General features: G+C 35.2%; 17 protein-coding genes. 7 read left to right on the top strand and 10 right to left on the bottom strand.

Features of this window, described 5'->3' with window-relative positions:
• Positions 1-13 precede the first annotated feature (13 nt).
• The 5 genes from CJF12_RS11535 to CJF12_RS11515 all read right to left on the bottom strand — a co-directional run bounded on the left by CJF12_RS11535 (position 14) and on the right by CJF12_RS11515 (position 5,336).
• Positions 14-223, bottom strand: coding sequence for a twin-arginine translocase TatA/TatE family subunit (locus CJF12_RS11535; RefSeq protein WP_034687848.1), 210 nt, complete (start codon positions 221-223; stop codon positions 14-16).
• A gap of 30 nt (positions 224-253) precedes the next feature.
• The gene (locus tag CJF12_RS11530; protein ID WP_034687850.1) at positions 254-1,813 is read right to left on the bottom strand and encodes a peptidoglycan DD-metalloendopeptidase family protein; all 1,560 of its coding nucleotides are present in this window, start codon (positions 1,811-1,813) and stop codon (positions 254-256) included.
• Complete coding sequence (locus CJF12_RS11525) at positions 1,810-2,649, bottom strand: DUF4292 domain-containing protein (RefSeq protein WP_034687852.1); 840 nt, start codon at positions 2,647-2,649, stop codon at positions 1,810-1,812. The genes CJF12_RS11530 and CJF12_RS11525 overlap by 4 nt, the downstream gene beginning before the upstream one ends.
• Positions 2,650-2,757: 108 nt before the next feature.
• Positions 2,758-3,774, bottom strand: a complete 1,017-nt coding sequence (locus CJF12_RS11520) for a sugar phosphate nucleotidyltransferase (protein ID WP_034687854.1) — start codon at positions 3,772-3,774, stop codon at positions 2,758-2,760.
• Between the two features lie 140 nt (positions 3,775-3,914).
• A complete protein-coding gene (locus tag CJF12_RS11515; protein ID WP_034687856.1) occupies positions 3,915-5,336 on the bottom strand; it encodes an oligosaccharide flippase family protein in 1,422 nt (473 codons plus the stop codon).
• A 114-nt stretch (positions 5,337-5,450) separates the two neighbouring features.
• Here CJF12_RS11515 and CJF12_RS11510 point away from each other — a divergent pair, with 114 nt between their 5' ends.
• Positions 5,451-6,788 (top strand): dihydroorotase, encoded by a 1,338-nt coding sequence (locus tag CJF12_RS11510; RefSeq protein ID WP_034687859.1) that lies wholly within the window; start codon positions 5,451-5,453, stop codon positions 6,786-6,788.
• A 161-nt stretch (positions 6,789-6,949) separates the two neighbouring features.
• On the top strand, positions 6,950-8,287 hold the full coding sequence (locus tag CJF12_RS11505; protein WP_095591034.1) for an IS1182 family transposase: 1,338 nt from the start codon (positions 6,950-6,952) through the stop codon (positions 8,285-8,287).
• Positions 8,288-8,534: 247 nt separating this feature from the next.
• On the opposite strand, the gene CJF12_RS11500 is transcribed toward CJF12_RS11505, so the two are convergent.
• The 3 genes from CJF12_RS11500 to CJF12_RS11490 all read right to left on the bottom strand — a co-directional run bounded on the left by CJF12_RS11500 (position 8,535) and on the right by CJF12_RS11490 (position 12,871).
• Positions 8,535-10,832, bottom strand: coding sequence for a GH92 family glycosyl hydrolase (locus tag CJF12_RS11500; RefSeq protein WP_084675698.1), 2,298 nt, complete (start codon positions 10,830-10,832; stop codon positions 8,535-8,537).
• 87 nt (positions 10,833-10,919) lie between these two features.
• Positions 10,920-11,603: a response regulator transcription factor gene (locus CJF12_RS11495; protein ID WP_034688166.1), complete on the bottom strand. Its 684-nt coding sequence runs from the start codon at positions 11,601-11,603 to the stop codon at positions 10,920-10,922.
• Positions 11,558-12,871 carry a sensor histidine kinase gene (locus CJF12_RS11490; RefSeq protein WP_084675697.1) on the bottom strand — a complete coding sequence of 438 codons (1,314 nt, stop codon included), beginning with the start codon at positions 12,869-12,871 and terminating at the stop codon, positions 11,558-11,560. The genes CJF12_RS11495 and CJF12_RS11490 overlap by 46 nt, the downstream gene beginning before the upstream one ends.
• A 172-nt stretch (positions 12,872-13,043) precedes the next feature.
• Between CJF12_RS11490 and CJF12_RS11485 the strand changes: the two genes are divergently transcribed.
• The 5 genes from CJF12_RS11485 (at position 13,044) to CJF12_RS11465 (ending at position 19,258) form a co-directional block, all read left to right on the top strand.
• Positions 13,044-13,451 carry a DUF1573 domain-containing protein gene (locus CJF12_RS11485; protein WP_034688164.1) on the top strand — a complete coding sequence of 136 codons (408 nt, stop codon included), beginning with the start codon at positions 13,044-13,046 and terminating at the stop codon, positions 13,449-13,451.
• Between the two features lie 201 nt (positions 13,452-13,652).
• Complete coding sequence (locus tag CJF12_RS11480; protein ID WP_034688162.1) at positions 13,653-14,534, top strand: SDR family oxidoreductase; 882 nt, start codon at positions 13,653-13,655, stop codon at positions 14,532-14,534.
• A gap of 78 nt (positions 14,535-14,612) precedes the next feature.
• Complete coding sequence (locus tag CJF12_RS11475) at positions 14,613-16,811, top strand: M1 family metallopeptidase (RefSeq protein ID WP_034688160.1); 2,199 nt, start codon at positions 14,613-14,615, stop codon at positions 16,809-16,811.
• Between the two features lie 136 nt (positions 16,812-16,947).
• Complete coding sequence (locus CJF12_RS11470; RefSeq protein ID WP_095591034.1) at positions 16,948-18,285, top strand: IS1182 family transposase; 1,338 nt, start codon at positions 16,948-16,950, stop codon at positions 18,283-18,285.
• 145 nt (positions 18,286-18,430) lie between these two features.
• Positions 18,431-19,258, top strand: coding sequence for an endonuclease/exonuclease/phosphatase family protein (locus tag CJF12_RS11465; RefSeq protein WP_034688221.1), 828 nt, complete (start codon positions 18,431-18,433; stop codon positions 19,256-19,258).
• A 2-nt stretch (positions 19,259-19,260) separates the two neighbouring features.
• On the opposite strand, the gene CJF12_RS11460 is transcribed toward CJF12_RS11465, so the two are convergent.
• Together CJF12_RS11460 and CJF12_RS11455 are read right to left on the bottom strand one after the other, a co-directional pair.
• Positions 19,261-19,947 carry a response regulator transcription factor gene (locus tag CJF12_RS11460; RefSeq protein WP_034688218.1) on the bottom strand — a complete coding sequence of 229 codons (687 nt, stop codon included), beginning with the start codon at positions 19,945-19,947 and terminating at the stop codon, positions 19,261-19,263.
• Positions 19,937-21,256 carry a sensor histidine kinase gene (locus CJF12_RS11455; RefSeq protein WP_034688215.1) on the bottom strand — a complete coding sequence of 440 codons (1,320 nt, stop codon included), beginning with the start codon at positions 21,254-21,256 and terminating at the stop codon, positions 19,937-19,939. The genes CJF12_RS11460 and CJF12_RS11455 overlap by 11 nt, the downstream gene beginning before the upstream one ends.
• Positions 21,257-21,346: the final 90 nt, after the last annotated feature.

The following is a 21,346-nucleotide window of genomic DNA, read 5'->3' as shown; positions in this document are numbered from 1 at the left end:
TTCTGAAGAATTTTTAGTTGCTTGAAGGATTGTCTGTAGAAGAAGTCTTATTTTCCGTTGGATTTTTATCTTCTTCTTTTACTGCATCTTTAAATTCTTTGATACCTGAACCTACTCCTCTCATTAATTCCGGAATTTTTTTACCTCCGAAAAGTAATACAAGAAGGATCGCTACGATAAGGATATGTTGCCAAGATAAGGCAAGTATTGTTAATGATTCCATTTCTAAAATTTTTACAAAGTTAGTCTTTTTTTAATAAGAAACCCAACCTAATGGATCAACTGGCGTACTTCCGTTCCATACCTGGAAATCAAGAGTATAAGAGCCGTCGAAATCCTGTCCTACAGTACCTACAATAGTGCCTGCGGAGACTTGCTGCCCTTTAGAAACATTAACGTTTCCAAGGTTTGAGTAAATTGTAAAGTAACTTCCATGTTTTACAATAACGGTTTTTGTTCCGTCAGTACTTGCTAAAACAGAAGAAACTGATCCTGGAAATACAGATTTTGCACGGGTTCCCGGAGGTACCGAAATTTTGATACCGTTATTTTCCTCATCAATATTTTTGAAAACAGGGTGTGGATGTCTACCAAAACGGTGGGTAACCTGACCTTTATCAACAGGAAATCCGAGTTTACCTCTATTGTCTGCGAAATTATTTCCGGCAGCTGTTGAAACTCCAAAGTTGGTCATTGCCTTAGATTCTGCTGCTTTTTTCTCGTCGTCTTTTCTTTTTTCTAAAGCTGCTTCTGCTGCTTTTGCAGCTGTTACTTTATTAGCAGCCTCTCTAGCTCTTGCATTAGCCTCTTCAGAAGCTTTTGCAGCTGCTATTTTTCGGGCTTCATCTCTTGCATTAGATTCTGCACGGGCAGCTTCTTCAGTACGTCTTCTTTCTTCTTCAGCTCTTTTTGCAGCTAATTCTGCCGCTCTTTTCGCTTCAGCTTCGGCGAGTTTTCTTTCTCTTTCCAATGCTTCAGCTCTGGCTCTGTTTTCAGCCTCAATTCTAGCCTTCTCTCTTTCAGCTGCTATTTTAGCCAGACGTATTTTCTCAGCTTCCGCTTTTCTTCTTGCTTCTTCTTCCGCTTTTGCAATTCTTATCTCTTCAGCAATAATAGCCCTGATCTGGCCTTCAAGTGCTTTAGATTGTGTTTGCTTCTGTTTAAGCTCTGCCGTTAATTTAGACTCATTTTTCTTGAACTCTTCAACAAGCTGCTCCTTTTGGGCTCTCTCAACATTGATGGTCGTTAAGTCCTTCTGTTGATTGACCAAAAGCTGATCTTTGTCTCTGACAGATTTTTGTCTCTGGTCAATGGTCTTTTTTATTTGATTAGCAGCATCTGTAATTTCAGCTGCTTTTTTATCCTGGTAATCGGAATATTGTTTCAGATATTGAACTCTTCGAATAGCCTCTCCTAAATTTTTAGCAGAAAGAATAAAGGTTACTTTATTCTGTACTCCTTTATTTTTATAGGCGTTTACTAAAACTTCAGCATAGTTTTTCCTTAATACAGCCAGCTCTTTATTCTGTCGATTGATTTCCAACTGACGAAGATAGATATCATCTTCTATGAATCTTTTCTCCTTTTGAGTATTACTGTAAACCTTTTCTCTTAAAACTAGTTTTTTATTGATATTGGTAAGATATGCTATAGAAAGCTTAGATTCGTTTCTTGTTTTAGCTAGGTCTGAATTTATTTGGGTAATTTGTTTTTTAAGTTCAGCATTTTGCTTCTGTAATTGCTCTTTGTTTTGTTGCCCATAGTGCAATCCAAACAATAAAATACCTATTAAAAAGCTAATTTTTTTGATCATTTAATTTCAATTTTCTTATAATTGGCTGGGACTGAATAGGCCACTTCCATCTTCGAAAAGTCAAATTTCGTATTTTCTAGTAAAATCTGGCTTGTTTTTGTGCCTTTTATAATTATTTTAACATTTTTTGGTAGACGAATTTCATTATATTCCGCCCAATTGCTATAAGAAATTTGTAATTCATCAGGAGACAAAACATCCTTTAAGTGAACACTCAGCAAGTCATAATTTTCATCATACTGCAATGAAATTTTATACTCTCTGGTTTTTTCATCGGTAACGATTTTCTGATTTACGGATGATACCAGCTTATATCCCTGAGCATTTTTAGTAAGGTCAAATTGAGAATCGCTGACTTTTACAAAAGTTCTTCCCAATAATATCCTCTCCAAAGATTTATAATCAATGAAATTGACATTCAACAAGTGGTTTAGATATTCGAAGTCAGAATCAATATAGGATTTGCTTGTTCTGTCAAAGCCTTTTACTCCTTCTGGAGTAGCTGTTCCCCGGGCTACATTGATGAAAAGGGCGGATAGATTCATCCATACTTTCTTATTATTTTCAATATAGATAGTAGCGTCAAGAGTAGGTACAAAACTTCCTGTTTCTACATTTACTTTGCTATTGATTTTAATCTGATCAAATTTGGGTGGAATTAATACATGCTCATAAAATGAAAACTTATCTCTTACAGGTTCGTTTACATCTTTTGGATTGTTGTTGTTCTCTACCACTGTACTGTCTTTGCCAGTATTGTTATTCTTAGCAATATTTCGTGTTTTACAAGATGATAAAACGAGAAGGAACAAAAGTAATGGGATCCAATTTTTCATGTATTTATCTTTTCGATTAAAATAATACTTTGCAATATTAACGCCAAACCACACAAAGTCTTTTTGTGTGGTTTGAATGTATTTTTTATTTATAATTCCTATTCCTGGTTATTTAGATAAAAAATCTAAAACAGAATAATCACCTAATGAAATCTCTCTGGCAACTCCAAAATATTGAGCAGAATTACCAATCATAGAATTAGATAAATTTCCGTGATTTATTTTTGTATTCTCTTGGATAAGAGAGTGTTCTATATTTGAATTAACGATAACCGTATTGTTTCCTAAAGATACTCCGGGACCAACTTTTGAATTAGAAATTTTCACATTTTCACCAATAAAGCAAGGCTGAATAATTAAAGAATTCTCAATTACGGCTGAAGCAGGATAATGAGACATCTCTTCTTTTTCATAGTCAAGGATCTTGCTGTTGGTTTCTACCGTGGCATTTTTATTTCCACAATCCATCCAGTCATTTACTTTTCCAAGAGTGAATTTAGCTCCTTTGGCTCTTAAATTCTCCAAAGCAGTTGTTAATTGATACTCACCTCCATTTTTTATATCATTATCCATGATGTAATTGATTTCTGACATCAATTTCTCGGCACTATTAAAGTAATAAATACCAATAATGGCTAAATCAGAAACAAAGGTCTGTGGTTTTTCAACAAAATCTGTAATGAAGCCATAATTATCTAATTTAACAACCCCAAATGCCGATGGATCCTCAACACTTTTTACCCAGATAACACCATCAGAATTTTTATCTAATTGAAAATCGGCACGGAATAATGTATCTGCAAAAGCAATCACTACATCTCCCTGCATAGAGTCTTCAGCACATTTAATGGCATGAGCTGTCCCAAGGGGATCATTCTGATAATATATGCTCCCTTTTGCGCCTAATTTTTCAGCAATATGAAGCAAAGATTTTTCAATCTCCGGGCCAAAATCCCCGATTATAAAAGCTACTTCTTCAATTTCCTCACCGGCAACTTTAGCAATATCTTCTACAAGTCTCTGTACGATAGGCTTTCCTGCAATAGGAATCAAAGGCTTAGGAACTGTTAATGTATGTGGGCGTAATCTGGAACCACGTCCAGCCATAGGTACGATAATTTTCATAAATTATATTAGGATGTTTAGTTGTTAATTTTCAATTTAAAAATAGCTATAGGAAGTATTTTTAATAGTAACGAATATTTTCTTTAAATGTATGTTTAATTTTTAATAATGTTGTTTAGCATCAAAATAGAGACCAAATGTTAATTTTTTCTGATTCTTGACAATAACATGTCTTTTTCAGTATATATCAGAATTCCTGCATACAGTAGAAACAGGATATTTCCAACCCAAAAATTGTAATTGAAGAAATAAACGATAATAAAGCTAAAAGCCATTAACAGCCCTAGGAAGAAAGTCATTTTCTTAATTCGGTATGGAATGGGGTAATATTTTTGTCCTAGTAGGTAAGACGTGATCATCATGACAAAATAAGCGATAAACGTAACCCATGCGGAAACCATAAAACCATATTTGGTAAGGAACAGTAGATTGAGAACAATGGTAATACCGGCTCCCAGCCAAGAAATGATAGTTCCTACTTTGGTTCTGTCTATTACTTTATACCAGGTTGAAAAATTATAATAGATTCCAAAACATAGGTTGGCAATGACGATGATTGGAATAATATCAATAGCAATCCAATAAGTGCTGTTCGGAATAAGAATTTGTTTTAACCATGAAATATTGGCAATAATTCCCATAGCGACGGTAGATGCAAAAAAAGTGAAGTATTCTGTTACTTTAGCGTATGTATTTTTAGCATTTTCATTGCTCATCTGCTTAAAGAAGAAAGGCTCTATTCCCATTCTATATGCTGTGACAAACAGAGTCATTAAGACTGCAAGCTTATAACACCCACCGTAGGCTCCGGCATCTTCATTAGGAATATAGAATATCTGTATGGCCTTGTCAAAATTTTCATTAAACATAAAAGCAAGTCCGGCAATCATGATGGGCCATGAATATTTAATCATCTTTTTAAAAAGATCGACGGAGAATTGAAACTGCACCTTAAATACAATGGGTAGTAATAATATAAAACCTAATAAACTAGCTGCCAGATTACTGTAAAATGGAAATGATACTTTTTCTTTTAGACCAAACCCCTGAGATACACTTAAAGGGATATATAAGAATAAAGCAACGGTTACAATAGTCTGGAAAAATGATTGAAGAACTCTAACCAGTGAATATTTTATCGGTTTATTATTATAACGCAACCAAGCAAAAGGAATAACACAAAGATTATCGAAAAAGGCAATCCATGCGAACCAGCGAATGTATTCAGGGTTACTAGAATATTCCAGCGTATCTGCAATAGTCTGACTGAATAATAAACATCCTAAAAGGAAAAGCGTAGATAAACCAAATAAAAACCAGAATGAAGTGTTGAATGTTTTCTTCTCATTATCCTTTTCTGCAGAGAAACGGAAAAAAGCAGTTTCAAACCCAAAAGATAACATGATATTAACGAAAGATATTAAAGCATATAAATTTGAAAATATAGCAAAGTCTTTATTTTCAATCTGATTAATATATAAAGGATTCAGAATAAACAAGATTACTCTTGGCATTATTGCCCCGATTCCATAGATAATAGTTTCGTTAAGAAGTTTTTTCAAAATGCGAAATTTTTTGCAAATGTAAATATTTAGAAATTGATTTTTTATCAAGGATATTAAAATTCATTCATAAACCTTAATTTTGTAAGGAATCTAAAGTCTAAAGAAAAGTAAATGAGGACCCTTATCAAAAATGTAACAATCGTAAATGAAGGAAAAACCTTCGAAAGCGATATTTTAATTGAAAATGATATAATCTCTAAAATACAATCCGGAATATCTGAAGATGCGGATCAGATTATTGATGCTGCTGGAAAGTTTCTACTTCCGGGAGTAATTGATGATCAGGTGCACTTCCGTGAACCTGGATTAACGCATAAAGGTGATATCGAAACAGAATCAAAATCTGCTATAGCCGGTGGAATAACGAGTTTTATCGACCAGCCGAATACAGTTCCGAATGCTGTAACACAGGAGCTATTAGCTGATAAATATCAGATTGCTTCTCAAAAAGCTTATGCCAATTATGGTTTTATGATGGGAGGGACAAACGATAACCTTGAAGAAGTTTTAAAAACCAATCCGAGAAATGTGCCTGGAATTAAATTATTTTTGGGCTCCTCTACAGGAAATATGTTGGTGGATAATCCTGAAACTTTAGAAAATATTTTTAGTAACACCAAAATGCTTATCGCCGTTCATTGTGAAGACGAAGCAACGATCAGAGCCAATACTCAGAAGTATCTTGATGAGTATGGTGAGGATATTCCTATGAAGTTTCATCATCTGATCAGAAGTGAGGAAGCTTGTTATAAGTCCTCTTCCAAAGCGATCGAGCTTGCGGAGAAAACAGGGGCAAGACTTCATGTCTTTCACCTTTCAACAGCAAAGGAAACAGCATTGTTCAGAAATGATATTCCTTTAAAGGATAAAAAGATAACAGCAGAAGTTTGTGTACATCACTTAACTTTCACTAATGAAGATTATGAAACTAAAGGCGGTTTGATCAAATGGAACCCTGCTGTGAAAACGCAAAAAGATAAGGATGGACTTTGGGAAGCGCTATTAGATGATAGAATTGATGTAATTGCCACAGATCATGCTCCTCATACGTGGGAAGAAAAACAAAATGTATATACCAAGTGTCCGTCTGGTGCGCCTTTGGCACAGCATTCACTAACGGTAATGCTTGAAAACTATAAAAACGGGAAAATCTCTTTAGAGAAAATTGTTGAAAAAATGTGTCACAATCCGGCTATTCTTTTCAGGGTAGAAAAAAGAGGTTTTGTAAGAGAAGGATATAAAGCGGATTTAGTACTGGTTGATTTAAATGACAGCTGGACCGTTGATAAAGAAAATATTTTATATAAATGTGGATGGAGTCCTTTAGAAGGAACAAATTTCCAGTCTAAAGTGACCCATACATTTGTTAATGGTAATCTGGTTTATGATAACGGGAAAATTACGGAACAAAAATTTGGAGAGCGATTGCTTTTTGAAGTTCAGGAGTAATTAGCTGAAAAAGTTAGAATTGTGAAATCGCAAGAACAAGATCATACATAGACCAATAATTGTAACTCAATAGAAGAGGCTGTCTCAAAAGAGATAGCCTTTTTTATGCAAAAAGGAAAGCTTTCGCTTTCCTAATAGTTGCAAATTGATTAATTTGCATTGTGTTAAGTACGTCAAAAGTAGTCTTTAAAGATTACACCCCCAAAGAAAATCTGCTTTTTCCTCCCAATTTATCGGAGTTGATTGATGAGCGACATCCTGTGAAAATTGTTTCAAACATTATTGATGGCTTGGATATCAAAAGCTTAATTAAAACCTACAAACCTGGCGGAACATCTTGCTACCACCCGAAAATGCTTTTGAAAGTTTTGATTTATGGCTATTTAAGCAATATCTATTCAAGCCGCAAAATGGAGCAGGCCTTGAAAGAAAACATCCATTTTATGTGGCTCTCTGCAATGAGCCGTCCCGATCATAACACCTTAAACAGGTTCCGTAGTGAACGATTGAAAGGTGAGATTAAAGCTATTTTCACACAAATTGTTCTTCTTTTGGAAAAGGAAGGTTTGGTAAGTCTGAAAACCACTTTTGTAGATGGCACCAAGATAGAAGCCAATGCCAATCGCTATACTTTTGTTTGGGGAAGAGCTGTCAAAAAACACAAAGAAAGGATTGCAGAGCAATTAGAAGAGCTTTGGAACTATGCAGAAACAGTTGCCAAAGACGAGCTTGAAAATACAGAAAGTATTGATTTTAAAGAAGTAGATTCTGAAAAAGTAACTCAAACCATCGAAAAGATCAATGAAGTTTTGAAAGATAAAAAAGTAGCTTCAAAAGTTCGTCAGAAACTGAATTATGCTAAGAAAAACTGGGCAGATAATTTAGAGAAATATAAAAAACAGCAAGAATTATTAGAAGATAGAAATTCCTATTCCAAAACCGATACAGACGCTACTTTTATGCGAATGAAGGAGGATCATATGCGAAACGGACAACTAAAACCCGCTTACAATCTACAAATTTCTACCCATAGACAATTCATTTTACATTATTCAATTCATCCCAACCCAACAGACACCAAAACATTAGCGACTCATTTACTGGGTTTTGAAGAAAGCTATCATAAAGCTCCCAAAGAGCTTGTTGCTGATGCTGGTTATGGCTCAGAAGAAAATTACAACTTGTTAAAATCTAAGAAAATAAAAGCTTATGTTAAATATAATTACTTCAGAAAAGATCAGAAATCGGGACAAATAACCACTTCACAAAACAATCCTAAATTGGCAAAAATCAGAGAAAAGGTTTTCAAACTTCTTAATACCAGCAAGGGCATCAAACTCAGAAAACAAAGATGCCATGATGTTGAACCTGTTTTTGCAGAGCTCAAACACAACAAAAATTTTAAACGATTCATGCTTCGGGGAAAAAATAAAGTCGAGGTAGAAATCGGCATACTCGCAATTGCCCACAATCTAAAGAAAATGTCAAAAGCAGCCTAAAACAGACTGCTTTTTTGACTTATATCTTCTTTTTTCCAAGATATTTTTTTTATTCAAAATATCGAAATCTTTTTTCAATGAAATACTAAAAAGAGACTGTCCTTTTGAGACAGCCTCTTTTTGATTTTGAATACTCATTGGCTTTAGCCAAAACCTATTATATCTTGAGTTATAGCTTTCTCTCGCAGATCATGCAGATCATGCAGATTTGGCAGATGATTGCGTTTAAAACTTGTAATTAGGCGAATTATCTTTTTGCTTTATTGCTCATATAAAAAGTAAGTTTTCCACCTTTTACAATATCGGAATGCTTTAAAGTAAAGTTTTTAATTTCCTGACCATTTAAAAGAATCTTTTGAACGTATACATTTTTAGGGCTCTGATTGATTGTTTCAACTTCAAAAGTTTTTCCATTTTCCAGATTCAGGGTAGCATGATCAACGGCAGGGCTTCCGATTGCATAATCTTCCGAACCGGGGGCAACAGGATAAAATCCAAGAGAACTTAAAATATACCAGGCACTCATTTGCCCGGTGTCATCATTTCCTCCTAATCCATCAGGAGTCGCTTTGTATTGCATATCCAGAATTTGGCGGATCTGCGACTGGGTTTTCCATGGCTGTCCGGCCCAGTTATAAAGGTAAGCTACATGGTGAGCCGGTTCATTTCCGTGGACATAACCACCGATAATTCCTTCCCGGGTAATATCTTCTGTATCTGCAAAAAATTCATCAGGCAGATGCATAGTGAATAATTCGTCTAGTTTTGATGAGAATTTTTTCTTCCCACCCATCAATGTGATCAATGCATCAGGGTTTTGAGGAACAAAGAAGCTGTAGTTCCATGAGTTTCCTTCGATAAAACCCTGCCCGTGAGTACTCAGAAGATCAAACTCTTTTTTAAAACTTCCGTCTGCTAAACGGGGGCGCATAAAACCTGTGCTTTTGTCAAAATTATTTTTCCAGTTTTCAGATCGTTTAATGAATTGATTATAAATTTCAGTTTCTCCCAAATGTTTCGCGAGCTGAGCAATTGCCCAGTCATCATATGCATATTCTAAAGTATTGGATACTGAAGTGCCACTTTTTTCGGCAGGAATATATCCTAAATCTATATACGATCCAATACCTTCATAATCTCTTTTGTTAGCCGTTTCTACGCAGGCTTTCAATGCTTCTTTTGCATCTCCTGTATATACACCTTTAATAATTGCATCGGCAACCACACTCACACTATGATAGCCACTCATACACCAGTTTTCATTGGCATAATGAGACCAGATAGGAAGCATTTTCATAGAAAACTGTTCGTAATGAGCCATCATTGATTTTACAATATCATCATTTCTTTTGGGTTGAATGATATTAAATAGTGGATGAAGTGCCCGATAAGTATCCCAAAGTGAAAAAGTGGTATAATTAGTAAAGTCTTCTGCCTTGTGAATGTTCTGATCCAAGCCTTTATACTCTCCATTAACATCCATATAGGTTGTAGGATTGATAAACGTATGGTATAGGGCTGTATAGAAATTTGTTTTTTCAGTTTCGGAGCTTTTAATAACGATTTTATTTAGTTCTTTATTCCAGTCTTCCTGAGCTTTAGCCTTTACCTGATCAAAAGATAATTGGGCGGTTTCTTTTTCCAGATTATCCAAAGCGTTTTTCTGGCTTACCGGGGATAATGCAAGTTTTACTTCAATAGCTTCATTCTCATTGGTATCAAAGTCAAAATACATTTTCAGGTTCTTACCTGCAATTTCCGGGAAGTTCCTGGTTTGGTCAAACTTTCTCCAAAATCCGCCATATACTTGTTTACCATCATAATTTTTCTGGCCGTAAGATTTGAAAGGTTTGGAAAATTGTATGGCAAAATACACTGTTCTGGTTCTTGCCCATCCGCTAGTTTGTCGGTATCCTGTAATCGTGTTTCCGTTTTCTACCCGAACATATGTCCATACATTTTTGCCGTCATAATTATAAATACCGGCCATTAAATCTAAAATAATGTGAGACTGATCTGACTTTGGAAAGGTATAACGGTGAACCCCGACTCTCGTAGTAGCAGTAAGTTCTGCTAAAATACCATGATCTTCCAGTTTTACCTGATAATAACCGGCCTCTGCTTTTTCGTTTTGATGTGAAAATCTACTTCTGTAGCCTTTTTCAGGGTGTGAAGCTGTTCCGGGGTTCAATTGTAGTTGACCTACAGTTGGCATAAGTAATAAATCTCCAAGATCCGAATGGCCTGTCCCGCTAAAATGGGTAGAGCTGAAACCTACAATTGTTTTGTCTTCGTATCGGTATCCTGCACAGTATTTATAAACCTCTCCGTTGTATTTCCCGTTAAGCTCATAAGAAATCGTATCTGTTTCCGGACTTAGCTGGACTGATCCAAAAGGAACGGTTGCCCCGGGATAGGTATGCCCCATCTTTTCAGTTCCTATCATTGGATTTACATATTGAATGAGTTTTTCAAATTTTTGAGCTTTACCATAAATGCTAAAAAATAGGATGAATAAAAAAACGGAGATTCCTGATCTTTTCATGGCGAGTATTTTTCTGAGGGATAAATTTAAATAAAAATCAAAGAATTACGATCCATCAGTTTAAATTCTATAAAATCCATTCAAATTTTATTGTTTTTCATAAAATCGGAATCCTATGCCGTGTAGATTTTCAATGAATATTTTTTGTTCATCTGCAAATACTTTTCTTAGTCTGGAAATGAATACATCAAGGCTTCGTCCCATAAAATAATCATCATCTCCCCAGATTGCCTTCAGGATATCCTGTCTTTTGAGAACCGTGTTTTTATGACGTATAAAATAGAGGAGTAGTTCAGACTCTCTCTGGGTAAGGTTAATTGTATTTTCCAGATCAGTTAAAGTATAGTTTTTAGGATCAAAATCATACTTTCCAACTTTGTATTTTAATGCATAGCTATTAGGTTTCTTGGAACGCTTTAAGAAAACTTCAATTTTTAATATCAATTCTTCAATGCTGAATGGTTTTACCAAATAGTCATCTGCACCAATTTTCAATCCTTTAATCCTGTCTTCTTTCAATGTTTTAGCAGAAATAAAAATAATGGGAATTTCAGAATTTTTATTACGGATCTTCTGCGCCAGTTCAAACCCGTCTATCTCAGGCATCATTATATCTAGCAGACAAATATCGAAACTTTGAGTGTCAAATGCTTCAAGCGCCGATTTTCCATCAGGATAACAGCTGATTTCATAATAGCTTTCCAAACTATCCTGAATGAGAAAGGCTATCGTTTTATCATCTTCTGCGTATAAGATTTTAGATTTTTCCATGACTTGCATATTGTTGTTTTTTTAAACGGTAAAAACAGGGTGATGATTATTCCTGTATCGGTATTGTTTTCAACTGAAATTTTCCAGTTATGCTGCTGAACAACCTTTTTTACATAAAATAGGCCTAACCCAAAACCGTTAATTTCATCACTCTTTTTAGTATTTACCCTGTAGAATTTATCAAAAATATAGGGAATGTTTTTTGAGGGGATACCCATTCCATTATCTTTAAATTTTAAATATAGACCTTTTGAATCTTTAAATGAAGAAATGATAATACTGGGTTCTGTTTTACAGTACTTGATAGAATTATCCAAAATGTTGTAGATGACATTTGCAAAATGAAATTCGTCTGCAAGTACTGCAATAGTATGCTCAACTTCTATTTGAATAGATATATTATCATTTTTTTGTTTTACAGTGTTGGTAATTTCCTGAATAAACGGTAATAAAACTATTTTTTGAAGCTTTAATGACAGTCCCGAAGCATCATTTCGGGCAATGTTTAGTATTTTTTCAATGTGATTATTGAGCTTGTGGCTTTGGTCGGTAATAATAGATGTATAGGTCTGCAATTTAGGATTTACTTTTATGGTATCCTGGTTGGTTAGGGCTTCTGAAGCTAAAAGTATTGAAGAAAGAGGGGTCTTGAATTCATGGGTCATATTGTTGATAAAATCCCGCTGTAATTCTGAAAATTTCTTTTGCTGAATAATGGTATATATGGAATATACATATACAAGCAAAATAATGATAAGGGCAAATGTTAGCAAATACCAAAACCGTAAAGAGCTTATCAGATAAGTAGTTTTCTCGGGAAAACGGATGGAAAAGTAATATACCAGATTTTTATGTTTGGGAAATTTAATGATTCTGTTTTCAGAATCTTCCTGGTTTTTCAAAACATATTTCCCATAGATCATCTTATCACTATGACAATTATATAATGCATATACATAATCTGTGTTGATCTGGAAGTGATTGAACTCTGTTTTTAAATAATGTTCCAGTACTGCGGGATGAAATTCATTATTAAGGTTAACTACATAATAATCATTGGAGATATTCTGAACAGGACTTTCATTAAAAGCAGCTTTTCCTCCGGATAATTTTTCTACAACTTCCAGTAAAGCAATATTTACTGTTTGGTTGAATTTTTTATCTTCAAGATTATAAGCCTGCCGTGTCCATAGGAGCTGGGCGATCAGGATTCCTATTATAGCAATAAACCCTAATGTGATAATAATATTGAGTTTCTTTATTTCCATTTTTCAGAGGCAATATTATCCAAAAATATCTATTTATTTCCCATCATTAACAACTCGTTAACAAATGTTTGAAAGTGATTAACATGCAGGGTTCATCAGCTCAGCTATATTTGTCATATTAAAAAGATAATAACAGATTTCTTTTTTAACTATTATATTAAAATTTACACTTATGAAAAAATTAAAAATCTCGGCTCTGTTAGCTGTTTTAGCATTCTCGCCGTTTTATGCTGGAGTATTTCCTGTTGAAAATACGCCTGTGGTAAAAATAGTTGCAGACGTTATCAAATGGAATTCAGAATTTATAGATATAGGAACTATCCCTCAGGGAAAACCTAAAGTAATTAGATTTGAATTTACCAATACGACCTCCAAACCGGTTGTGATACAAAATGTAACGCCATCTTGCGGATGTACAACAGCAGATTATACTAAAACTCCTGTTCTTCCAGGAAAAAAAGGATTTGTAGAAGCCAGCTATAATGCAGCAAATCCGGGAGCATTTATGAAAACTGTTAAAGTAACAACAAGCGAAAGTAAGATTCCTAAAACGCTTTCATTCAAAGGAGTAGTTTCGTAATAATATATTTAAAAGTGAGGAAGACCTGATACGTAATTGTCAGGTTTTTTTATTTTATAGGGGATTAAAAATGGCGTGGAGGTATTCTCAGCCAAATTGTTCTCAAATGAAAGGGGAATAATTATTTATAACATCTATTTATTAATATATTCTAGGCTTTATCCGTTTAATATTTATTATTTTTAGGAAAAATTAAATTGTATGAATCTATATACACAACCTATGTTGCGTGAAGGCGCACTAAAGGATAAAGTAGCTATTGTTACAGGAGGAGGAAGTGGCCTTGGAAAAGCAATGACAAAGTATTTTCTTGAGCTTGGGGCTAAAGTTGTAATTACTTCCAGGAACCTGGAAAAACTGCAGGTGACTGCAAAAGAATTGGAGGCAGAAACGGGCGGAACAGTGCTTTGTGTGGCTTGTGATGTTAGAAACTGGGATGAGGTAGAAGCTATGAAGGAAGCTGCGTTAAAAGAATTTGGTAAAATAGATATATTGCTGAACAATGCAGCAGGTAATTTTATCTCTCCTACAGAGAGGCTGACTCATTCGGCATTTGATTCTATTTTAGATATCGTTCTGAAAGGAACAAAAAACTGTACGCTGTCCATAGGAAAACATTGGATCGATTCAAAAACTCCGGGAACGGTTTTAAATATTGTGACCACGTATGCATGGACAGGCTCTGCTTATGTCGTTCCTTCAGCATGTGCCAAGGCTGGGGTTCTGGCAATGACCAGATCTTTAGCAGTGGAATGGGCAAAGTACGGTATTCGTTTCAATGCCATTGCTCCGGGACCTTTCCCTACAAAAGGGGCATGGGATAGATTACTTCCTGGTGATTTGCAGGAAAAGTTTGATATGAGAAAAAAGGTTCCTTTAAGAAGAGTAGGAGAACATCAGGAACTAGCTAATTTGGCTGCGTATCTTGTTTCAGATTATTCTGCTTACATGAATGGGGAAGTCGTAACAATCGACGGAGGAGAATGGCTTCAGGGAGCAGGAGAGTTTAATATGCTGGAGGATATTCCCCAGGAAATGTGGGATGCTCTGGAGGCGATGATCAAATCAAAGAAATCAAATTAATTGAAATTATATAAAAAAAAGATCCCGGATTTGTAACAATTCCGGGATCTTTTTTACCTATTATATAAACCTTTTCACATGAATTGTAAACTTCCGATCCTCGTTTCTACTATTGCAGTCTATCTTCTTTCAGGAACTGCTTTTGCCCAGGAAACTCTGAAATACGATTATACAGAAGTATTTAAGCCCTTTTTTTATCCTCAGACAGGTACGGAAACCCGTTCCGCAAGCGGACAGCCGGGGCATGCCTATTGGCAAAATTCAGCAGATTATAATCTGAATGTAAGCCTGAATGAATCAAAAAATGAAATAATAGGAACTGCTGAAATTACTTATACCAACAATAGTCCAGATCAGATGGAATTTCTTTGGTTACAGCTGGATCAGAATCTGTTTGCTAAAGATTCTCGTGGCAATGCGGTAGTTCCACTTTCCGGAAGCAGGAATGGAGCTCATGGGGAAGAGTTTAATGGAGGCTATACTATTAAATCTGTAAAACTTGACGGTAGAGATGTGAAATACACGATTACTGATACAAGAATGCAGATTGATCTGCCTAAGGAACTAAAAGCCAAAGGTGGAGTTGCCAAAATTAAGATTGAATATTCTTTTGTCTCACCGGAATATGGGTCTGATAGAATGGGAGTACAGGAAACTAAAAATGGTAAAGTATTTACTATGGCACAATGGTACCCACGGATGTGTGTGTATGACGATGTCCTGGGCTGGAATACGATGCCTTATCTTGGGGCTTCAGAGTTTTATCTGGAATATGGTAATATCAATGCTACTATTACAGTGCCGGCCAATCATTATGTAGTCGCTTCGGGAGAGCTTCTAAATGAAAAAGAAGTGTACAGTAAAGAAGAAAATAACCGATGGAATCAGGCAAGAAATAGTGATAAAACTATTATGATACGCCCTGCGTCTGAAATTGGGAAAAACCAGTCTTCCGGTACGAAGACCTGGAAGTTTAAAATTGAAAAAGCAAGGGATTTTGCATGGGCTTCTTCATCTGCTTTTATCTTAGATGCAGCCAAAATTAACCTACCCAGTGGAAAAAAATCTTTAGCGATCTCTGCATATCCTGCAGAAAGTGCAGGTGATAATGCATGGGGTAGATCTACCGAGTATACTAAAGCTGCAATAGAGCATTATTCAAAGAAATGGTATGAATATACCTATCCTGCGGCGACTAATGTTGCGGGGAATGAAGGAGGAATGGAATATCCTGGAATTGTATTCTGTCACATGACTTCTAAGGGAGCAGATCTTTGGGGAGTAACGGATCATGAGTTTGGACATAACTGGTTCCCGATGATTGTGGGCTCTAACGAAAGACTGTTTGCCTGGATGGATGAAGGGTTTAATACATTTATCAATGGGCCATCAACGGAAGCGTTTAATAAAGGGGAATATCACAAGAAACAAAATATTGCCCGAGCCGGAAGTTTTCTGATGAGTGATCAGTTTGAACCTATTATGGTAGGTCCCGATAATATGAAAGAAAGAAATATTGGAGTTCTTGCTTATTATAAACCGGGTACAGGATTGGATATATTGAGAGAATCGATTCTCGGACCGGAAAAATTCGATAAAGCTTTCAGAACCTATATAGATCGTTGGGCTTTTAAACACCCTACACCATGGGATTTTTTTCATACTATGGAAAATGTTTCAGGGGAAGAGTTAAACTGGTTCTGGAGAGGTTGGTTTTTCAATAAATGGAAGATCGATCAATCGGTTAAGAATGTAAAATATGTCAGTGGAGATTTTAAAAACGGAGCTCAGGTCACGGTGGAGAACCTTGGTCAACTGCCGATGCCTACTACTGTTCAGATAAAGTTCAAGGATGGTACAACAAAAATTGTAAAAATCCCTGTTGAGGTATGGAAGCGTAACACGGAATGGACATTTAAAGTGGATTCGAATAAAGAGATTGATGAAGTAAAGCTGGATCCTAATTCCCAGATTCCTGATATCAATCCAAAAAATAATGTGTGGAACTCTACGGAAGCAAAACCTGTAGAAAAGATCAATCCGAAAGATTTTACCGGAACATTTGGAAGTAAAGAAATTCCGTTTAAAATAACATTTACAGAAAAAAGCGGACAACTTTATGGAAAAGCGGCGGGGCAACCGGAATTCCCTCTGGATTATGTAGGAGATAATAAATTTGTTTTTGAGCAGGCTGATCTATCCATAGTTTTCAGTAAAGATAAAAAGTCAATTACTTTTGCAGAGAGCGGAAGAGAATTCAAATTTAATAAAGAATAGATTTCGTAATTATCTTAAAAATAATTTAACAATATAATGATCATTTTAAAGAGGCTGTCTCAAAAGAGATAGCCTTTTTTATGCAAAAAGGAAAGCTTTCGCTTTCCTAATAGTTGCAAATTGATTAATTTGCATTGTGTTAAGTACGTCAAAAGTAGTCTTTAAAGATTACACCCCCAAAGAAAATCTGCTTTTTCCTCCCAATTTATCGGAGTTGATTGATGAGCGACATCCTGTGAAAATTGTTTCAAACATTATTGATGGCTTGGATATCAAAAGCTTAATTAAAACCTACAAACCTGGCGGAACATCTTGCTACCACCCGAAAATGCTTTTGAAAGTTTTGATTTATGGCTATTTAAGCAATATCTATTCAAGCCGCAAAATGGAGCAGGCCTTGAAAGAAAACATCCATTTTATGTGGCTCTCTGCAATGAGCCGTCCCGATCATAACACCTTAAACAGGTTCCGTAGTGAACGATTGAAAGGTGAGATTAAAGCTATTTTCACACAAATTGTTCTTCTTTTGGAAAAGGAAGGTTTGGTAAGTCTGAAAACCACTTTTGTAGATGGCACCAAGATAGAAGCCAATGCCAATCGCTATACTTTTGTTTGGGGAAGAGCTGTCAAAAAACACAAAGAAAGGATTGCAGAGCAATTAGAAGAGCTTTGGAACTATGCAGAAACAGTTGCCAAAGACGAGCTTGAAAATACAGAAAGTATTGATTTTAAAGAAGTAGATTCTGAAAAAGTAACTCAAACCATCGAAAAGATCAATGAAGTTTTGAAAGATAAAAAAGTAGCTTCAAAAGTTCGTCAGAAACTGAATTATGCTAAGAAAAACTGGGCAGATAATTTAGAGAAATATAAAAAACAGCAAGAATTATTAGAAGATAGAAATTCCTATTCCAAAACCGATACAGACGCTACTTTTATGCGAATGAAGGAGGATCATATGCGAAACGGACAACTAAAACCCGCTTACAATCTACAAATTTCTACCCATAGACAATTCATTTTACATTATTCAATTCATCCCAACCCAACAGACACCAAAACATTAGCGACTCATTTACTGGGTTTTGAAGAAAGCTATCATAAAGCTCCCAAAGAGCTTGTTGCTGATGCTGGTTATGGCTCAGAAGAAAATTACAACTTGTTAAAATCTAAGAAAATAAAAGCTTATGTTAAATATAATTACTTCAGAAAAGATCAGAAATCGGGACAAATAACCACTTCACAAAACAATCCTAAATTGGCAAAAATCAGAGAAAAGGTTTTCAAACTTCTTAATACCAGCAAGGGCATCAAACTCAGAAAACAAAGATGCCATGATGTTGAACCTGTTTTTGCAGAGCTCAAACACAACAAAAATTTTAAACGATTCATGCTTCGGGGAAAAAATAAAGTCGAGGTAGAAATCGGCATACTCGCAATTGCCCACAATCTAAAGAAAATGTCAAAAGCAGCCTAAAACAGACTGCTTTTTTGACTTATATCTTCTTTTTTCCAAGATATTTTTTTTATTCAAAATATCGAAATCTTTTTTCAATGAAATACTAAAAAGAGACTGTCCTTTTGAGACAGCCTCTTTATTTTTGTTCTTAAAATATATGACTATGAATTTCAGATTTTCAATCTTATCCTTAATGATCTTTGCATTAGGGTTTTCACAGGACCTTAAAGTAATGAGTTTTAATATCAGGCTTCAGGTAGAATCTGATAAAGAGAATGCCTGGACAGAAAGAAAGCAGGACGTATTTGACTTGTTAACTTACTATCACCCTGATTATTTTGGTGTTCAGGAAGCGCTTCCTGAGCAGATGAAAGGACTTAAAAACGGATTGAAAAATTATGATTACGTAGGTGTAGGTAGAGATGACGGAAAGGAAATGGGGGAATTTTCTGCTCTTTTTTTTAATACAGAAAAACTTGATGTAATAAAATCTGGAACATTCTGGCTGTCGGAAACTCCTGAAAAAGTTTCAAGAGGATGGGATGCTGCGTGCAACAGAGTTTGTACCTATGCTCTTTTCAGGGATAAAAAATCTAAGAAAGAATTTTTGGCCATGAACATTCATTTCGACCACGTCGGAAATGTCGCAAGGGTAAAATCTTCAGAATTGATTTTGAAAAAAATGAAAGAGCTGAATCCCGGAAATTTGCCGATCATATTAAGCGGAGATTTTAATCTAACGGATGATGCAGAGCCGATTAAGATTCTTTCCCGAAATCTTAAAGATAGTTTTTATCATTCTGAAACCAAGCATTATGGACCTGTAGGGACCTTCACGGCATTTAATATTAATGAAGTTCCGAAAGACAGGATAGATTATATTTTTGTAAAAGGAATGAAAATAAAATCACACAGGCATATTAACGACAGAAGAGAAAACCTGTTATATCCATCAGATCACTTTCCGGTGTTGACAGATTTATCATTTTAAAATTATTGATCCGGAAATTCAATTTCAAATCCAATTCCTCTTATGGATTGGATTTTAATTTGCGGATCTTTAGCAAAATACTTCCTAAGCCGGCTGATAAATACATCCAGGCTTCTTCCTGTAAAATAATCATTGGTTTCCCAGAGGTTGTCCAGAATATGATCACGCTTTATCGTTTGGTGATTATGTTTTAAAAGGTAGAGTACAAGATCTTTTTCGCGGATGGTTAGACGAATATTTTCTTGGGGGTGGGATAATAATAATCTTTCCGGATCTAAAGTATAGTTTCCAATTTTTAACGGAATTTCAGGATGTGATGAGGAAGTTCTCTTTAAAATGTTTTTAATTCTCAAAATTAATTCCTCAGGATCACAAGGTTTCGCAATATAATCGTCAGCTCCCATTTTTAGACCCATCAGGCGATCAATCTTCTGATTTTTAGCGGTGAGGAATAAAAGTGGGAATTCAGGTTTTTCGTTTAAGATGATCTTAGCCAAAGAGAACCCGTCCATATTAGGCATCATAATATCCAGAATGCCTATATGGAACTGAAAATCAGATTTGAGTAAGGGGATGATTTCTTCCGGATTTTGAAACCAGGTTACTTCAAATTCATCCAGCTCCAGGTATTGTTTCAGAATCATCCCGAAATCAGGATCATCTTCTGCTAAAAGAATTTTAGTTTTCATAAGGGATCCGTATTTTAAAAGTTGTTCCTTCTTTAAGCTGACTAATCACATCTATCTTTCCATGATATTTTTTAATGATATTTTGAACAAAATATAAGCCCAGTCCGAGCCCTTTATTATTATGGATGTTGTTGGACTGAATTCTGTAAAACTTTTCAAAAATATTTTTAAGTTCATGTTTCTCGATGCCTTGTCCATTATCTGAAACAATGATTTCCAAATGCTGTTGAGGGTTGGAAATGTCGACCTTTACATCAGAAGCTCCATATTTTACACTGTTTTCACAAAGGTTTTTAATAATTGTTTCCATCAGGGTTTTGTCAAAAGAAAGATTCTGTTCAATTTCATTTTTTAGAATGAACCGGGTTTCCGGATAAGTGAAGGATAGGTCTTCAATAAAAAGATTCCAATCTTCAGGCTGTATTTCTGCTATTGTACCAGTAGTCTGATCCTGATGGAGTTGTAGCATCAGGCTTTCAAGACGGGCAATCTGTCTGTCAATCAGGGGTAGGGTTTCGGGGTTTAAATTCTTTTTTAATGCTTTAGATGCAATTTTCAGTGTGGCAATAGGTGTTTTAAATTCGTGTGAAATATTGTCTACAACAGTATGGAGAACCTCAACTTGTTTTTGTTGCTGCACTAAGTTTTTAACCGTAAAAATATAGAGCATTAGGACACTCAATAATAAAATAATACAAGATAGGATCAACAGGGTCAATTCTCTGAAAACGACAGATTTGATATTGAGAATTTCAAAACCGGTTTCGCTTTTGACTAAAAAAGTATTGTTTCTGTCAAATTTCCGGCTGATTCCTGATTCTGATACTGAAGAGGTCTCCCACCTTCCGGTATTCGAAACTCCTGCTTTTACCAGTTTATTTCGTGTTTCAAAGAGAATTATAGGCTTATCGATAAGATTAGAACTGTCCGGTGTGAAAATAATCTGTAAATAGGCGACCCTCGCAGCGATTCTATAACCTTCTTTCTTGAACTGGTTGTCTACAAAATTACTAAACTCATTTTCAGAATTTTTCCTGTTTCTTTCAAAATAATCTGTAAAATCCTTTTTGGTGATTTCCCTGTTATGGTACTGGATAAAAATTTTCTGTACAGAATCATTCGTAATTTTTCTTATTCCTCCTTTATCCTCAAACTTGTCTGTGTAATCATCCAGCCTATCATAGACGGTTCTATAGATCTCCCTTTTTTTTACCTGATATGTTTGATACATAAAATATACCTGGATTCCCAATAGGAGCAGGAACAGGGCAGTGAAAAGGGCAACAAGATTTTTACTTTTCGAAATCATTAGAACAAATATAAACACTTTCCTGTTTTCCTAATGGGTATTAACCCATCATTAACCTTCCATTAACCGAAATTTCCTAAAGTAATAAAG

It is taken from the genome of Chryseobacterium piperi, assembly GCF_002285635.2.
GTDB classification, from domain to species: domain Bacteria; phylum Bacteroidota; class Bacteroidia; order Flavobacteriales; family Weeksellaceae; genus Chryseobacterium; species Chryseobacterium piperi.
The sequence above is the reverse complement of the archived record's forward strand: the minus strand, read 5'-3'. Positions and strand labels throughout refer to the sequence as shown.

What these genes read in the sequence shown, in the direction of transcription:
- CJF12_RS11460 (WP_034688218.1), bottom strand. Translation starts at nt 19,947, where the DNA reads ATGAAAACTAAAATTCTTTTAGCAGAAGATGATCCTGATTTCGGGATG.
- CJF12_RS11510 (WP_034687859.1), top strand. Translation starts at nt 5,451, where the DNA reads ATGAGGACCCTTATCAAAAATGTAACAATCGTAAATGAAGGAAAAACC.
- CJF12_RS11465 (WP_034688221.1), top strand. Translation starts at nt 18,431, where the DNA reads ATGAATTTCAGATTTTCAATCTTATCCTTAATGATCTTTGCATTAGGG.
- CJF12_RS11530 (WP_034687850.1), bottom strand. Translation starts at nt 1,813, where the DNA reads ATGATCAAAAAAATTAGCTTTTTAATAGGTATTTTATTGTTTGGATTG.
- CJF12_RS11495 (WP_034688166.1), bottom strand. Translation starts at nt 11,603, where the DNA reads ATGGAAAAATCTAAAATCTTATACGCAGAAGATGATAAAACGATAGCC.
- CJF12_RS11520 (WP_034687854.1), bottom strand. Translation starts at nt 3,774, where the DNA reads ATGAAAATTATCGTACCTATGGCTGGACGTGGTTCCAGATTACGCCCA.
- CJF12_RS11475 (WP_034688160.1), top strand. Translation starts at nt 14,613, where the DNA reads ATGAATTGTAAACTTCCGATCCTCGTTTCTACTATTGCAGTCTATCTT.
- CJF12_RS11525 (WP_034687852.1), bottom strand. Translation starts at nt 2,649, where the DNA reads ATGAAAAATTGGATCCCATTACTTTTGTTCCTTCTCGTTTTATCATCT.
- CJF12_RS11480 (WP_034688162.1), top strand. Translation starts at nt 13,653, where the DNA reads ATGAATCTATATACACAACCTATGTTGCGTGAAGGCGCACTAAAGGAT.
- CJF12_RS11500 (WP_084675698.1), bottom strand. Translation starts at nt 10,832, where the DNA reads ATGAAAAGATCAGGAATCTCCGTTTTTTTATTCATCCTATTTTTTAGC.
- CJF12_RS11455 (WP_034688215.1), bottom strand. Translation starts at nt 21,256, where the DNA reads ATGATTTCGAAAAGTAAAAATCTTGTTGCCCTTTTCACTGCCCTGTTC.
- CJF12_RS11490 (WP_084675697.1), bottom strand. Translation starts at nt 12,871, where the DNA reads ATGGAAATAAAGAAACTCAATATTATTATCACATTAGGGTTTATTGCT.
- CJF12_RS11535 (WP_034687848.1), bottom strand. Translation starts at nt 223, where the DNA reads ATGGAATCATTAACAATACTTGCCTTATCTTGGCAACATATCCTTATC.
- CJF12_RS11485 (WP_034688164.1), top strand. Translation starts at nt 13,044, where the DNA reads ATGAAAAAATTAAAAATCTCGGCTCTGTTAGCTGTTTTAGCATTCTCG.